This is a genomic window from Agarivorans sp. Alg241-V36, from assembly GCF_900537085.1.
In the GTDB taxonomy this organism is placed as follows: domain Bacteria; phylum Pseudomonadota; class Gammaproteobacteria; order Enterobacterales; family Celerinatantimonadaceae; genus Agarivorans.
Genome location: NZ_UNRE01000005.1, coordinates 298,779 through 315,217, shown reverse-complemented (window position 1 = coordinate 315,217; position 16,439 = coordinate 298,779). Strand labels below are relative to the sequence as shown.

Genomic DNA, 16,439 nt, shown 5'->3' with positions numbered 1-16,439 from the left:
ACTGACTAATTAAAATGGAAAACGAAGTTTGCAGATACCGCAGAAAGCAATATTTGAACAAAAAGGGCTTGGCTAAAACTATAAAGCAAAGCCCTATTTAGGATTTTTAAGCTAAATGCTGTTTAAAGAAGGCTATGGTTCTATTCCACGCAAGCTCAGCGTTGTCTTTGTCATAACGCCCAGTGGAGTCGTTATGAAAGCCATGATTAGCTTGCGAGTACATATGCATATCAAAGTCGACATTATTAGCCAGTAAATCTTGCTCGTACTCCGGCCAAGTGGCGTTCACTCGTTTATCTAACTCCGCTAACTGAATTTGCAAAGGAGCTTTAATATTGGCTCTTAACTCTTTTGCTGCTGGGGTTCCGTAAAACGGAACGCCTGCGTTAAGCTCAGTACCCATGCGCGCAGCCAACATGTTTACAACATAACCACCAAAACAAAAACCAACTGCTCCTAACTTGCCGTTACTAGCAGAGTGGCTTTTTAAGAAACTCGCAGCTGCCAGAAAGTCTTGTTCAATTTTGGCGCGATCTAATGACTTCTGCATGCTCCGCCCTTCGTCATCATTACCAGGATAGCCGCCCAAGCTATGCAGTGCGTCTGGCGCAAAAGCGATAAAGCCTTGTTTAGCTAAACGTCGTGCTACATCTTTAACATAAGGATTAAGCCCTCGGTTTTCGTGAATCACCAAAACCACAGGTGCACTTGCTTCCAAGTTAGTTGGCATTACTAAATAGCCTCGCCCTTCCCCATAACCCTTGGGGGAATCAAAGGTAGCAAACTGCGCTTTAATATCCGGGTCGTTAAACGACACTTGTTCCGCTAGTGCGTAGTTGGGTAACAAAGCAGACGACAACACTGCCATGGAAAAACCCACTGCGGCCAATTTAGATAAACGGGCTAAAAAGGTGCGGCGGTCAATCAGGCCATGGGCGTATTCGTCGTACCAATCAAAAGCCTCTTGAGGAATCGCATACTGAGGTTTGCTTTGTTGCTGTCCGGTCATTGGTGTTTCCATCACTAGCTCCTATCCTTTTGGTTAATGTATTACTTTAGCTCAAATAATTACACTTACTAGTACTTTACAAACTGTAGCTTAGATCACTTAAGTCATGCTCTAGGTTTACGTGGTGGCAATGCATCAAACTGCGGGAGTTGCTGGCTGTCTACAAACCAAGGTGCTTTGTAAGCACAGAAAATATTTTGAGTGGGTTGTATGTTGGGGTGTTGGTCCAAAGTACCTGCCGGTATCACCATGGTTTTACCGGTTTTAGCTAACCAAGGCAAAGACGAGCCACAAGTGAGACAAAATGCAGTAGCAAAGTATTTAGTATGTTGCGGATGATACTGCCTAACTCCTGCTTCCCCAGCCAACCAGCGGAACTGGCTGGGTAATACAAACAAATTGGCGGCATGAGCGCTACCAGTGAACTTGCGACAGCGAGAGCAGTGACAATACTGAAAAATGTTTAAGTTCCCACTTATTTGGTAACGCACTTCGCCACATAAGCAGCTCCCCTCTGTATGGGATTCTTGCATGCTTTCCCTCGATAATTCCCTCTAATAACTTGTCTAAGTGTAGCTATTATTACTGCGGCTGTAGTTGCTATAGACGCCCTAAGCCCAGGCTTAAAAATTCAGCTAGAAACAACTATTGGCAGCGATAATTGCCGCTAAAATCATTTCAGAAATAACTTAATCAGGGTTACTTCAGCCTAAGCGTTTGGTTTTACTATGAGGTATATCTTCGGCTAAGCGCACATTATTTGAAGCAAAACAGTTTGATGTCTCATTTAGCAAAACCTCTAATTGACCTTAGTTTTTGACTAGAGGTATCTTGGCATTATTGTAATACAAATATTAACCTGAATCGTTGAAGGCAAGCTTATGAAAGTAAAAACTCTTGTTGTTATGATGCTAGGTGCTTTAAGCACAAGCGTATCCGCCGCTAATACCACACCAGCAGAGGTGCTAGACCTATCCTGTTGGAAAGTGACATTACCAGTGTCTTTAGACAATGGAGATCGCCCTACTGAATTCAGTGAAAAAGAAATCGCTAAAGGTGCAATGCACGCTGATTACTTTTACGTGAATGAAGCAAAAGACGGTGTTGTTTTCCGCTCTCCTGTTCAGGGGATAAGAACCTCTAAAAATACTAAATATGTTCGCTCAGAGCTTCGTGAAATGATGCGTTGTGGCAATACCAGCCACAAAACAAAAGGCGTAAATGGTAACAACTGGGTATTTGGTCACAACGTTTCAGCAGATTCTCTAAAAGATGCCGCTGGTGTCGATGGTAATCTAAAAGCCACCCTTTCGGTTGACCACGTCACCTCTACCGGTGAAATTTGGCAACAAGGCCGCGTTATTATTGGCCAAATTCACGCACCAGATGACGAGCCAGTTAAGATTTACTACCGTAAACTGCCTAACCACGAAACCGGTTCAGTATGGATAAGCCACGAGCCTAACGGTGGAGACGACATAATCTTCCCAATGATTGGCCCAACTAAACCTAATTACTGGAAGCAAAAAGAAAAAGACATCCCTAAGTCATACGATGACGGTATCGCTTTGGGCGAGAAGTTTTCTTATGAAATTGACATCAATGGCACTGATATGACAGTAACCATAAGCCGCGAAGGCAAAGCAGATGTTGTGCAAAAAGTAGATATGCAAAACTCTGGTTATGGCTTAGAAGATCAGTGGATGTATTTCAAAGCGGGTGTTTACAACCAAAACCGCACAGGTGATCCAGAAGATTACGTTCAAGCAACCTTTTATAGCTTAGATGTAAGCCACGACGCCGCTAAATAAACACACCTTGTTGTAGCTTAAATAAAAAAGCGCGTTGGAGCTAAGCCTTCAACGCGCTTTTTCGTATTCATCAGTGGTTGTTTACCAGTATTAAATCAACTCACTATTAGTTTTAGAAACGTTTACCAACACTAAAACGGAACAAGTCGGCATCATCTTGGTGACCCTTGCGGTCAATCACTCGGCTAATGCTTACGCCCAAGTAGCCGTCTTCAAAGAATGACCAACTAGGATAATAATTTGCCCCAAAACTAATAATGCCTTTTAAGTCATAGGCGCTGGTATGCTCTACCTTATCCACGACAAAGTAACCACCACCGCCCATTCGCCCTTCAAAACGCTTACCTAAAGGAATCACTTTCCAAAGCTGGGTAGTAAAACCACTACGATCTGTTGCGCCGTTGTAGCCACCTTCGTCAATGTAACCTAGCGATAAGGCCAAGTTATTATGAAAGCGCTTTGCTAAATCAAAGCTGTAACCGACCTTTGTTTCTGGGCCGCCGTGATTAATTTTAGTATTGATAATGGAGACCCAAGCATCATCAAACCATTCGTACTTAGTCTGCTTACGCTGATATTCGGTGTTATCTATGTCCCATCCCACACCAATTAATAAGGAGTTGCCATTGGGACGCGCAGCCATAAGGTAACTATTTAATTGCAAACGTAAATGTGCACTCTCGCTAAAACGTTTGAGCGGGTAAATAAATGCTAAAGTACTCATTGCCCCTACTCGCTTTTCATTAAGCTCTAGGCCAGTTTCGTCAATAGTGGTATCGAAAGACATATAAGGCCCAGCGCCAATCTCTAAACGAAACCAATCAGCTGGAACGTACACATAAGTGGCATGCGCAGAAAAACCATCGCGATGGTGATTGTAGGGATGCCCCTCGTTAGCGTGAATTAAGTCTACCCGCCAATTTTTATGAAAGTGCTGAGCGAAACGAATATCAAAAGAGCGAAACTGCTGCTTCTTCTGTTCGTCACTTGCACCATCATCTAAATGGGTAATGCCACTTCCTCCAGTAATCGAGAAGTAGCTGTCAGCTTCTGGCTTAAGCAAGGTTTTAGCGTGGAGTATGGGAGAAACAAACACCGTGAGTGCGACTAGAGCAGCAATAGAATAGTTAAACATGAGAGCGTTCGATAAGGGTTAAAGAGATAAAATACAGCGTGTTAGCTTACACTAAAGCAGATTACCGTTGTCGCTAGAATACTGCTTAGATTAAACTTTGAAGCTTTTTGCTGATTTCGGTAGGTATAAGGGTAAATCGCCAGATCATAGGCTAGTTCAAGGTCGAATATTATAATGATATATTTGCGTATTCTCTTCGCTACTTGCTTGCAAGCTAAAACCTAGTTTCAGCAGTAAGCCCTTAGAGGCTTGATTGTTCTCATCCAAGCCAGCAACTAAACAGCGATAAGGTGTATGTTGTTTTGCCCAAGCAATAAAGCCACTTAATAACTCACTGGCATAGCCTTGTCGCCAGTAAGCTTCTCCCAATAAATAGCCAATGTGAACAATGTCTTCGCTTTGCTCGTGAACAAATAGAAACCCCATAGGAAGCGTTTGGCCCTTAAGTACAACCGTAAACAACTGGCTTTCTGCACACACCGTACTTAACCACCGCAAAGCATCTTCGTTACTATTTATCTCTTGAAAATACGGCGGTAAGGCCTCTACAACTGCTGGCCGTAACAGTTCAACAATACGTGGTAATAGGCTAGGTTGTTGACTAATAACCTGCTCATAGCAAACGGTGTTTACTTGTAGTCGCTCAGTTGTAAAGCTCTGCCCATCATGCACAATCGCCATTCTCATTCTCATTCTCTTATCACTGATTAATACCAAGCAACGACTTACAAAACATTGTCATCAACGCAGCAAATAAATGTAACTGAAACCACTGGCAAAGGCGACTACACTAGCAGGTGGATGATGAAGGGAGAGCCAAACGGAATGAAGTGTTTACCTGCCGCATTAATGCTGCTTGCAACTAGCTACACCACACAAGCCCAATACAATCCTTGGGAGCAAGCCACCAGCACTTATCAAGCTCAACCCGCGGCCATTGGCAGCTACGCAAACGGCTGTCTTGCCGGAGCAAAAGCACTTCCCTTAACTGGCGAAGGCTATCAAGTGATTCGCGCTCAACGCCATCGCTTTTATGGTCATCCAAGCCTTATTTCCTTCGTGAGTGATTACGCTAAACAACTACGCAGCCAAGGCATTAACAATATTTTGATTGCAGACATGTCGATGCCAAGAGGTGGCCAATTTAACTATGGCCATAGTAGCCACCAAATTGGCTTAGATGTTGATATTTGGCTAAGACTAGAAGATGACTTACTAGTAACCAAGCAACTTGCCAGCCCCTATGCGGTTAGTGTGGTAGACAAAAAGAACCTAGTTATCAATAAAAACACTTGGAAAGATGAGCATAAAACCATGCTAAAGGTGGCCGCACAAGACCAGCGTGTCGCGCGTATATTTATTAATCCGATAATCAAACAACAGCTATGCGACGAACGTGAGCAAGATGACGACTGGTTGCAAAAAATTCGCCCTTGGTGGGGCCACTCTTCGCACATGCACGTACGTTTGGTATGTCCAGCTGGCGACAATCTCTGTAGCAACCAAAAACCCATTGCAAAAGGCCACGGCTGTGAAGAGTTAAGCTGGTGGAGGGAGCAATTGAGGAAAACGCCTAGTTTCACTAAACCTAAAAAGGCTAAACCCTTAAAAGTAAAACCGCTACCTTGTATGCCACTGGTCGAGAACCTACAGGTTAAGCAATAGTGTTTAGCCTTAGTCACTATTGGCAAGAATAAGCAACACAACGATGAGCCGTGTTGCTTTTCCTGAATGTTTAGCTTGCAGTTAGCAATTAATTAAACGTTGCTGTCGCTTCTTCAATCACTTGCCCAACACTATTGTCCTGAACTTTAAAGCTAATGTTGTACTGAGATCCTATGCTGCCATTCCATTGATACTGGTAGTAACCATCTACTAAGCTTGGTACTCGGCAATCACTGTTTACACACATATAAACAAAACCCGCTGTCCAACCTTCATTCAACCTTACTACTTTAAAACTATTGTCCGTTAAACCAACAATACCGAAGTTTGGTAATGTGCCAGGTTCATTAGGCTCCTCTGGCTCAACAGGTACTTCTGGTTCAGTCGGTTCTTCCGGTTCGGCGGGCTCTTCTGGAAGGTCTGGTGTTTGGCTCCCCTTGTTAAACATTACAGTGGTTTCTTGACTAATAAATTGCCCATTGGCGTTGTCTTGAACTTTAAACTGGATGTTATAGCTTTGTCCTAGATTCACGTTATCAAACTGTACTTGGTAAAAACCATCAACTAAGGTGCCAGGAATACAGTAAGCATCTAAACACAAATAGTTCCACGATGCCGACCAGCCCATATCTTTGTGGTAAACCACTAAGCTGTCATCGTCAACGTAACTGATGCCTTGGTCACCACGTGGGTCAATGGGTTCTTCAGGGTCTATCGGTTGTTCTGGATCAATTGGCTCTTCTGGGTCAACAGGTTCTTCTGGCTCTGTAGGTGTTTCACCATATGCAAGCTTTTCGAATAGTTCGTTAGATTGTAATAACCATGAACCATCATTTATCTGTTGGGTGAAGTTTTGCTCTATCTCATTATTGGCTTGTACTCGGCTATCTCCCCAGTAACCTTCTCCGTAGCCATCACCAAAGTCCCCCCAACGAGTTTGGTTGTCCCAATCCGCATTTATATAGGTAATCGCTTTAACGTCATATTGTTCGATAAAGTTAAAGAAAGGCGTGAACCACTCCTGCCAAATTTGCTGGGCGGTTTTGCTTTGACGATTAGTTCCTTGGGCGGGATCACTCGAGTAGTTTAAATCTGCAATCTGGTAACGCTGAGGGCTAGCTTCATTAATAAATAGTGGCTTACCTTTTGCCTTAGCAAAATTAGCCGCTTCGTTTACCGCATCCCAGTTACAATCTTGGGGAGCAAAATACGATAAGCCTATCCAATCAACATATTGATTACCCGGATACCAGCTCTCTAACTGACCTCGAGGATTTGGGCAGTAAGACGCCACCTGCCAAACCATCGCAATTTTATTAGCAATACCCATTTCCTGAATGCGCCCATGTACATACTGCCAAGAGCGGATTAAGTCTGCTTGGTTGTGGCCATTCCATGGGCCATCAACCTCATAAGCCCAACGTAAATAAACGGGCCGGTCGTAAGATGCCAAGGTTTCTAATAAATTAGTAATGTTGTCGTTGTAAGTACCGTTTGCCACCGCACTTACTTGGCCATTCATCGAGATACCAACCACCATAGCGCGATCAGGATACAAGCTTGCTAACTCATCTAAGTTGTTTCGGCCTGCCCCTGCGTCGGCATTTCCATGCAAACCGTCTAAGGAAGCAATGCCTACATAACCGGTCACACCTCCAGCATTTATACTGGTGTCGTTATGCATTTGATTGATGCTGTCAACGTCTTGACCAACGGTGAATAAACGCCCATCGCTAGGCTCGAACACCGCCGAATACCCAAGCATAGGCATGCTTATGCCAATTGCTAAAGCGAGTGCTTTTAAGTGTGGTTTTGTCATTTCTATTTCCCTATGTTTACCGTTTAATCACGGTGGATGTATATCGCAGATGCTAAAAAGCCCATCGAACAATCAATGTCTAATGCCTTTTTGAAAGCGATGAAGGGGTGAGCACCAAGGTGCTCACCTAAGTTAAATTAAAGAGATCGCAAGAACTGAATAACTTGCTGTTGCTCTGCCTCTGACAAAGCGGAGTAAGCTGCTACCGCAGAGTTAGCGGCGGCTTCACTGCCCTCGGCTTGGTGCATAATAATGGCGTCATGCAATGTCGTCGCTCGGCCGTCATGCAAGAACAATAGTGCGCGTTCTCGCATATGGTGAGCTTCTTTTTGCTCTTCGTCAGAGCCGTCATACAGGGCGATACCAATATCTATTTCACCGTTCACTAACTTATTATTGTTTTCTAATAAGTCGATGTTACGGCCCAACCCCCATAGTGGAGCTGTACGATATGTTCCGCCTGCTACTTTATGACGTTTCATATCGGTATAAGGGCGGATAACTAAATTGCGGAACGCTTCGGGTGCTTGGTCACTGGTTTTTTGAATTGGGGTATGACAACTTGCACAACCCACTTCATGAAACAGCTTATCTCCCTCGGTAACACCTGGCTTGTCGTAAACTCCTGGGCTTCGAGCCGGAATCGTTAAGTACTCGGTGTACTTAGAAATTAGCTCTAAATCTTCCGGAGTAATTTGTTCGGGGTCGCTAGGGTCAATACCGTGGTCAGCCACTAAGGCATTCTTAATTTGCTGGCGTACCGTTGGCACATTGCCGTTCCAAGTAAAACCTGCTTCTCTGCCATCGATGTATTGCAATAGCCCTACGCCAAAAGTAGGAGGTGCAATCCGCAAGCCGTTGGGAGTTTCTAGAACATTAGAACCACGACCATCACGGTAGTGACAATCACCACAAGCAACCGGGCCACCTGCTTTAATCTCTGGTAATTCGTTGCCGATACCTGTATCACCAGGATTTGAACCTAGGTTGTCTTGGCTTGGGTCCTGATTAGTAGATTGTTGCAGTTTTACACCATGGAATAAGTGGTGACCCCATAGGAAATCATCTACTTCAGACGGTGAGTTTAAGGTAGTCAAATGTTGGGTAAAGATAGCGCCTTTTTCCATGATCATGTCATGAATACCCGCACCAATATGGCCGTTTTTAAACTCTCCCCCATAGTTCTTAATGTTAAATACCATGTGAGTTCCGCCTTTGCCGACTAAGGACAAACGGGGATCACCGATAGGTGAATGGAAGCCCATTCCTATCGTGTAGTATTGGAAGGTGTTATAAGTTTGCGCGCCAATTAAGCCAACAACGCCAGTCATCTCAAAACTGATGTTTTGACCATAACTCCAACCACCTTGGGTATAAGTAGTTTGGTTATTAGACGGTTCAAAGTTGTAAAGCCAGGTAGGCAGTTTTGCATCCCCTGCTCCATTTTGTAGACCTTCTAAACGCACTAATCCTTGTTCTGAACCGGTGTAGGATATTGGCATATTAAGATCCAATACCAGATTCACTGAGCCATCAGCCGAGGTAGTTTCAATAGCTTCAATCGAGTAACGCGCCAAGTCAGCTAAACGGGATGAGTTATGACTGGCATCACGAATCGCTTCGGTCACACCGTCATAAGCACGCGGATGACGAAAACGCATCCAGTTCGCGCCTACATCTTTAAACACCTCGCGCGAAGATAAATCAATCCGAGTGCCGTCGTTAATATAAAGAGCGGTATAGCGACGTGCAGAGTCTGGATCAAAATCATAGTTATTGTTCATCACATAACTACCAGCACCAGGATTGTTCATCGCATACTCAAAGAAGTACCAGTAGATATTGGCTTGGGCACAAGCGGCAGGAATAGTCGCTTGTCCTCCCACCAAATCAACTTCATGGAATACCATTTGGTCTACCGTACAGTGAAAGCTCACCTCAGGCGCTGAAACGCCACCAAGTACCGAGCCAAATTCCCAACTCACCTGGTTACCACTAATGTTAAAGCCAAAGCCATTGCTAGGGGCTGTCATATTAGTAGGTGTTTTTAAGGCACGCTGATATAACTCTTCTGGCACAGGGCTAGTTTCAACGATAGCTAACAGCCACGCATCACTCGCTCCAGCGGTTTCGCCCGGCAATTGCTCTGCAGCTCTAAAGTACAATGGTTTACCTTGGTAAGTAACCTGTAGGTCACCGTTTGGCAGGCTAATGGTGCCAAGTTCTCCCAATAAACGTGATGGGCGAACAATCGCTGCTTCATCACTTACGGTTAGTGCTGGCCATGCCGCACAATCAACACAGTTACTATTACCACTACCGGCAACGTCAGGAGCAAAAGTGTATAAAGTAAATCCAAATTTATCATCGCCGTTTCCTAAACCACCTACCAAGAAATTACCACTAGCCTCTGTGTAGCCATAATCTAACGCGGGTAATATTTCTGGCACGCTTGGAGCAACTACTTGTGGATCTTTGTTGCCTACAGTGCCGCCATCTTCGCCGTTATCACCACCATTATTTCCATCTCCCGGAGTTGTGCCATCGCCATCCCAAGTAAATACCCAACTTGGGTTTTGATCTGCGCCTAAGCCAGGAACCTTAAGCTGGGCACTATAGGATTGCCCCACCACCATATTGTTATGCTGACGTTCCCAGCGACCATTAACTAAACTGGCAGGGTAACAATCTTGTTCACCGTTTTTGCAACTGTAGTAATCACCTCCTCCCCAGCCATCTTGATTTAATGTCCAATATAAAGCGGTTGAGTTATCAATCACTTCAACGCCATAGTCACCAGCTGGCGGTTCTACAAGGTCTTCTTCAGCGACATCAAATTGTTGTTGAGATTCGCTGCCAGCAGCCTGATCATCCTCAGCCACTACTCTAAGGCTATAAGTCCCAGCGATTAAGTTGTCTAGCTGCCACTGATAAGGCGCAGCGTTTAAACTCGCCAAGGCTGTTTCTGCGGCACCTGGCTCGGTAAGGTACAAAGTAACAGCACTTACTTGCCCGTCAGCATCACTTGCCGAAACATTAATCTTGACAGAGTCACCTGCAGCTAAGCCATCAGTGCTGGCGCTAATAGACACTTGCGGTGGCGTGTTCTCACCCGATATGGCACTCACATTAACAGTCACACTATCTTCAACGGTGGCGTCTGCGTTGTCAGTGGCCACTGCACGCACTTGATATGAACCCGCTACTGTATCGTTTTGTAGATAACGATACGGCGCTGATGTAACTGTGGCAGTTAGTACTTCAGCTTGACCAGGCGCGCTTAAGTAAAAAGCAACGCGAGTGATTTCACCGTCTTCGTCACTGGCATTAGCGGTAACCGTAAAACTGTCACCCGCTTCAAGACTACTATCCGATACACCTAACAATAGTGATGGTTCTACATTTTCCGGCGGCTGAACTCCACCGCTACCAGCGCTCGCTTGAACCGCGTACTCAGGCGAAATAAATTGGCCTAGGGCATTATCTTGTATCTTCAGCTGAATGTTATAACTGCTACCTTCGGTCACCATTTCACTAACATCGCGTTGCCATCGCCCATTTATAAGTTCGCCTGGCATACAATTGTTATTAAGACACAAATAGTTCCAAGAACCGGTCCAACTCTCGTCGTCAAAATACAGCAAAGACGAGCCTTGGCTAACTTCGATACCCTGACCTGCCGAAACAGCAAGCGCGGGCGCCAAGGCTAATACTATTCCGCTAATTAGCCGCCTATTTTGAACAACTAACGGGTTTGATTTTTTCATAACTTCACTTCCATGTTTGGTCTGTGAGTAAAAAGTTAAGCTCCTAAAAAAGCGGCCAAACATAGGCCCAGTAAACTGAGCTTATGTTGACCAAAGTGGAGCTATAGGGTTTTCAGGAATTTGATAATGCTGGCTTGCTGCTCTGCCGATAAAGCATTAAAGGCAGCGGTGGTAGCACTAGCATCACCATCGTGTAATTGAATTGCTTGTTCTAAGCTGGTGGCAGAGCCATCGTGCATAAACAGGGTGTTTTTGCCATTTCGCTCCAACATCTCGATGTTCTGGCCAATAGCCCATAACGGTGCGGTTCTAAACTCACCGCCGTTTACATTCCACAGTTTCATGTCGGTATAGGGGCGAATGTACATATCGCGCAGACCTACCGGCGCATCACTGCGAGTTTTTTGGGTAGCTTGGTGACAACTAGCACAACCCACTTCGTGGAAAGCCACTTCGCCATCAGCTATAGCAGGGTCTACGTATGCATCGTATTTACGTACTGGTACATGTAGTGTTTCGGTATAGGTAACAATACGCTCAAAGTTTGTTTCACCAATATCGGCTGGCGTTAACCCTAAGTCAGCTAACAAGGCGGCTTCGGCCTGCAATTCAACAGTAGGCTGAGAGCCATCCCAGGTAAGACCTACTTCAGCGCCTTCAATATAAGACAACAAACCAGCACCGTAGGTAGGCGGCGCAAGTAGTGGCCCTTTGGCGGTATTAACAACAAAGTCTGAGCGACCATCACGGAAGTGACAATCACCACATGAACCCTCATTCTCGGCTTTTCTCTGCACGCCATTTACATCCACAATAGCTTTACTACCAGCAAACCCGGTACTGCCTGGCTTAGCCTGACTCACTTGAGCCATGCCATGGAATTGGTCGTGCCCCAACAAAAAGTCGTTCACTTGCACATCACTTTCAACTGAGGTGAGCTGCTGAGCAAAGCGGGCATTGCGCTCATCTTGTTCAACTGGGTTACAACCATCAGAGTGAACAATACGCACCGAGCCACGACCCGCTGGGTTTAAACGAGGATCACCTGTCGCAGTTTCAAATCCAGCACCAATAGTGATGTGCTGCATGGTGTTGTAGACCTGCGAGCTAATGCTGGTACCACCAAACTTACTGTTATTAGCTGTAGGGAATGACGCTTCCCAGCTCAAAATTTGCCCATAGTTATATTCTGAGCGGATTGGATAAGGCGCGTTTTCAGCTCCAATTACGTACTGCGGTCCCTGACAATTACCTTGGCCATATTCAAATATTTCTAAACGAATAGGTGCAACTGAGGCTTCGGTCTGAATTTGGGTATTACCTGGGCCATCAATAAAGGTGGTGTTGTAACGCTCTAAGCCACTCATTAATGAGGTGTTATAAGGCATCGCGTCAAAAGTGATGAATTCTTGAGTACGGTCCCGCGAATGAGGGTGACCATGACGCATCCAGTTAGCGCTGCGATAGGTGACAGTTTCGCGTTTACTTGGGTCGATACGATCTTCAGGATTAGTTTCGTCATAAACAAACAATGCTGAATATACCCAGTTAGATTCAGGATCTAAGTTAAAGGTACCGCGCATCCGGTAACGGAAGAAGTAGTAGTATTCTCCGTAACAGCTACCCGGAACTTGAGCACTGTATGGCCCAGCCAAGGTTCCTGGCATATCTGCTTTGTGGAACTGAATTTGGTTATTTGAACAGTAAAACTCTAAGTTAGGATCTTTTGCTCCAATAGAGCCATCTCCCCCTACTTGCGAGAACTGCGCAATGAGGCCCGCAGCATGACCATTTTGAGAAGGGCTGTAGCCTGGGCGCCACGTCACCGTGCGGCCATCAATATCCACTGCAAAACCGTAACGGCGCGGAGTAATGCCATTAATCGCAGTTTTTAAGGCCGGCGCAGGATGCTGAACTAAAGGTAATTGAGGCAATAACTCAACATCAGCTACCCACCAAACATCAAATACACCATGTCCGGTAGTACCTTCAGCGCTTTGATCACCTATGTAAAAATACAAAGGCTCGCCATTGTAAGTCACTTGATACTCGACAACTTCAACCGGGTTACCACAGTCGTCAACATCACTACGTGTGCGCTCTATTGTTGAAAAGTTGCCACTCACGCCACCAGCTGGTGCAAAGCTATCTGGAGAACTCACCAATAAGGCAGGCCAATTCACTAAGCATTCGCCCTCACAACTACTTTGGTTTGCGCTGTCATTATCAAAGGTATATAGGCTAAAACCTGGCTGACTAGTATTAGCTCCAGCTTTCAAATACGCCCCAAGGTCTGCATCAAAAGCGACACTAGCAATAGTTGCTTTTACTGGCTCAACAGGTGTTTCACCGCCACCACTGTCATTGTTAGCGATGTAACACGGAGAACTGGTAACGCCCTGACCCGGTTTAACTTGAATGCTATAGATACACTGCCCAGTGTTAAACTGACCACCTTGTAAACGGATCTCTAAGTCGTAGGTAGTATTGGCATCTACTCCTTGGATTTGTGTTTCATAACGTTGATAGCTAGCACCATTATTTTCTGTGAAATTAAATGGTCCAGTGGCCGGTAAGTTAGGCGCGTTATTTTGCAACCCAACGATGGCAAAGCCTGGAGTGTGACCTGCTATTGCTCGGTGGTAAACCAAGCCATCTGATGTCATACCAAACTGATAACCATCTCCAGCATCAGCAGCAGGATTGTCTGAACCACCAGGAGCTTCACAAGTCCCAGGTGGAATATCATTACTGGTGACTACAAAGCTTTGCTCAGCATCAGTGCTTAAGCCTTCGTTATCTTCAGCCACAGCGCGCAGGCTATAGCTTCCCTCTAGCAAATTACCGATTTGCCACTGGTATGGAGCACTGCTTAACACACCAGCAGATACTTCATTGGCGTTTGGTTCACGGTAAAACAACTCAACGCTAGCAATGCTTCCATCAGTATCAATAGCGCTTGCTGTTACGTTTACCGACTCGCCAACCTCAAGCTTGTTGCCTATAGCAGCAATGCTTACTTGAGGAGCTTGGTTTTCTCCCCCGCTTGCTGCACTAACGTAGACTGATTCGGCTGCTTGTGTTGTCGCTTGCTCGTTATCACTTGCTACCGCGCGCAACTGGTAAGTTCCCACAACTAGCGGGTCAATGGTCCACTGATATGGTTCGGTATTGAGAGTAGAATACAGTAGTTCCACGCTACCTGGTTCGGTAAGGTAAAGCGAAACAGAACTCACTTCACCGTCACTATCACTGGCAGATACAGATACAGATAAGCTGTCTTCAGTGCTTAGGTCACTAGCTAAAGCATCAAAGCTTATCTCTGGAGCTAAGTTCTCTGGCGGTGGAGTTGCATCTCCACCAGCGGCTGTCACGGTGTAAGCAGGTGAGATAAATTGCCCTGTGGCATTATCTTGAACTTTAATTTGAATGGTATAATTTTGCCCAGAAACGGGAGTAATCTCGGCTACCTTTCTTTGCCACCGATCGCCAACCAAGTCACCACTAGTACAATAATCATTGACGCAAAGATAGCTCCAGTTGCCAGACCAACCTTGATCATCAAAGTAAACCACCGCGCCACTATCATTTAGCTCAATTCCTTGCTCGGCAGTGGCCATTCCACTGGCAAAAGAAAGGCTCGCAACTAGCCACAAATGCTTTGAAAAGTGCGCCCTATGGGCCATTCTCTGGTTCGTTTTTTTACCGCCTTTTGTAACGGTAGGTTTAGTAATTGTCATTACAATTTCCCTATTTTTAAGTTTCCTTTCGAAAATGAAACCGGTTTCATTTTCACTTAAAAAAACAGTGTTGCCACTCAGCGTTTACAACGCTCACACAACACCCAATAATTTACATATTCATAACTTTTTATTGCTAGGCCGCCCAACCGAAACAAACAATTACGCTTTTTAGTTTTCATCAACTAAGCAAAACCCTTCTCAAAGAACGCATTTGGCATACATAATTATCTAATCAACATTTAATGAGATAATTATCAAACATCGAAATCAGTGTAATAAACCAACCCAAACAGATCAATATGTTGCAAAGCAACGACAAGATTAGATTTTAATCTACACATATGAAAAATGGATAGCGCTAACACCCCTTGGTTTTATTTAAGAATTTCACAATTAGATATACAGAAAGAATGCCTAAAAAACACCCAACCTGACACAGCCTTACCAAATTTAATATTTTCACCTTTGTGACAAATATCAACAAAACGCGATAAAACACCGTGATAATTAACATAATCACAACATTGATGATGTGTAGATAAAGCTGTTCCTATATCTGATAATTAACTGGCTATCGATAAGAAACAATTTGTAGGAGATTTTAGAAAGTTGGAAGCAAATATCGAGTATTCGATTCCAACTTGTACTTGAACGATTATAAGCCAGGTAACATTCCGCCACCTACTGGCATAGCAACGCCAGTAACATAGCTGGCTGCGGGGCTAGCTAAATAGCACACCGTATCGGCAATTTCACTCGGTTCTGCTGGGCGTCCCATAGCAATGGTTGAATTTTCTAACTTAGCGGCTTCTTCTATGCTAATGCCCTCTGCTTCTGCAATGCCTTGATAGGCTTGCTGTAGCATGTCGGTTGCAATAGCGCCGGGGCACACCACATTAACGCGCACGCCTTTGTTGGCATATTCTAAAGCCAGCTCTTTAGTTACACCCACTAAGGCAAACTTGGTGGCGGTATAAGGGTAAGGCATGCCTTGCAAAGCACCTAATCCGGCCAAAGAAGCAATGTTTACAATGGCTCCAGATCCTTGACGTTCCATTTGCGGTAAAACCGCTGCACACATAGCCATAGTGCCTTTTACGTTCACCGCGTAGTTAGCATCCCAATCACGATTACTATTTTCTAGAAATACTGGCGAGCCAGCGCCTATGCCAGCATTGTTTACTAATATGTCTACGCTACCGTAATGGTCGATAACGCGCTGCACGGCAGTATTTACTTCGGCTTGGTTGGCTACGTCTACTATTACCCCTATAGCCTCTGCACCTTGTGCTTTAAGGTCGTCTACAACCTGCTGTAAACCTTCAGCTGAACTTGTGCGCCCCGTTAAGGCGATTTTAGCGCCTTGCTTGGCTAATTTAAGTGCAATAGCGCGGCCTAAACCTTTCATTTTCGTGGCGCCTGTAATAATGGCGACTTTACCTTTAAGTGTCATAATAATCCTCTGATATCAATACTGTTTTATAGATAAT

The 16,439-nt window shown here is 44.9% G+C and carries 10 protein-coding genes; 2 read left to right on the top strand and 8 right to left on the bottom strand.

Going from position 1 to position 16,439, the window contains the following annotated elements; translation table 11 throughout:
• Positions 1 to 106: 106 nt before the first annotated feature.
• Both G6R11_RS13375 and G6R11_RS13370 read right to left on the bottom strand, forming a co-directional pair.
• Entirely contained in the window at positions 107 to 1,021 is a 915-nt protein-coding gene (locus G6R11_RS13375) for a dienelactone hydrolase family protein (RefSeq protein ID WP_240352469.1), read from the bottom strand.
• A 92-nt stretch (positions 1,022 to 1,113) separates the two neighbouring features.
• On the bottom strand, positions 1,114 to 1,542 hold the full coding sequence (locus G6R11_RS13370; protein ID WP_163133573.1) for a GFA family protein: 429 nt from the start codon (positions 1,540 to 1,542) through the stop codon (positions 1,114 to 1,116).
• Between the two features lie 348 nt (positions 1,543 to 1,890).
• Between G6R11_RS13370 and G6R11_RS13365 the strand changes: the two genes are divergently transcribed.
• On the top strand, positions 1,891 to 2,820 hold the full coding sequence (locus G6R11_RS13365) for a polysaccharide lyase family 7 protein (protein ID WP_163133572.1): 930 nt from the start codon (positions 1,891 to 1,893) through the stop codon (positions 2,818 to 2,820).
• Between the two features lie 112 nt (positions 2,821 to 2,932).
• On the opposite strand, the gene G6R11_RS13360 is transcribed toward G6R11_RS13365, so the two are convergent.
• A complete protein-coding gene (locus tag G6R11_RS13360) occupies positions 2,933 to 3,955 on the bottom strand; it encodes a hypothetical protein (protein WP_163133571.1) in 1,023 nt (340 codons plus the stop codon).
• Between the two features lie 156 nt (positions 3,956 to 4,111).
• Complete coding sequence (locus tag G6R11_RS13355) at positions 4,112 to 4,642, bottom strand: GNAT family N-acetyltransferase (protein ID WP_163133570.1); 531 nt, start codon at positions 4,640 to 4,642, stop codon at positions 4,112 to 4,114.
• A 138-nt stretch (positions 4,643 to 4,780) separates the two neighbouring features.
• Here G6R11_RS13355 and mepA point away from each other — a divergent pair, with 138 nt between their 5' ends.
• Positions 4,781 to 5,620 (top strand): penicillin-insensitive murein endopeptidase, encoded by an 840-nt coding sequence (mepA, locus tag G6R11_RS13350; protein WP_163133569.1) that lies wholly within the window; start codon positions 4,781 to 4,783, stop codon positions 5,618 to 5,620.
• 88 nt (positions 5,621 to 5,708) lie between these two features.
• Here the strand turns inward: mepA and G6R11_RS13345 are convergent, their stop codons facing one another.
• The 4 genes from G6R11_RS13345 to G6R11_RS13330 form a co-directional block, all read right to left on the bottom strand.
• A complete protein-coding gene (locus G6R11_RS13345; RefSeq protein WP_163133568.1) occupies positions 5,709 to 7,439 on the bottom strand; it encodes a family 31 carbohydrate-binding protein in 1,731 nt (576 codons plus the stop codon).
• A 137-nt stretch (positions 7,440 to 7,576) separates the two neighbouring features.
• On the bottom strand, positions 7,577 to 11,206 hold the full coding sequence (locus tag G6R11_RS13340) for a di-heme oxidoredictase family protein (RefSeq protein WP_163133567.1): 3,630 nt from the start codon (positions 11,204 to 11,206) through the stop codon (positions 7,577 to 7,579).
• A gap of 101 nt (positions 11,207 to 11,307) precedes the next feature.
• The gene (locus tag G6R11_RS13335; RefSeq protein ID WP_163133566.1) at positions 11,308 to 14,946 is read right to left on the bottom strand and encodes a di-heme oxidoredictase family protein; all 3,639 of its coding nucleotides are present in this window, start codon (positions 14,944 to 14,946) and stop codon (positions 11,308 to 11,310) included.
• Positions 14,947 to 15,604: 658 nt separating this feature from the next.
• Entirely contained in the window at positions 15,605 to 16,402 is a 798-nt protein-coding gene (locus G6R11_RS13330) for an SDR family NAD(P)-dependent oxidoreductase (RefSeq protein WP_163133565.1), read from the bottom strand.
• Positions 16,403 to 16,439 lie beyond the last annotated feature (37 nt).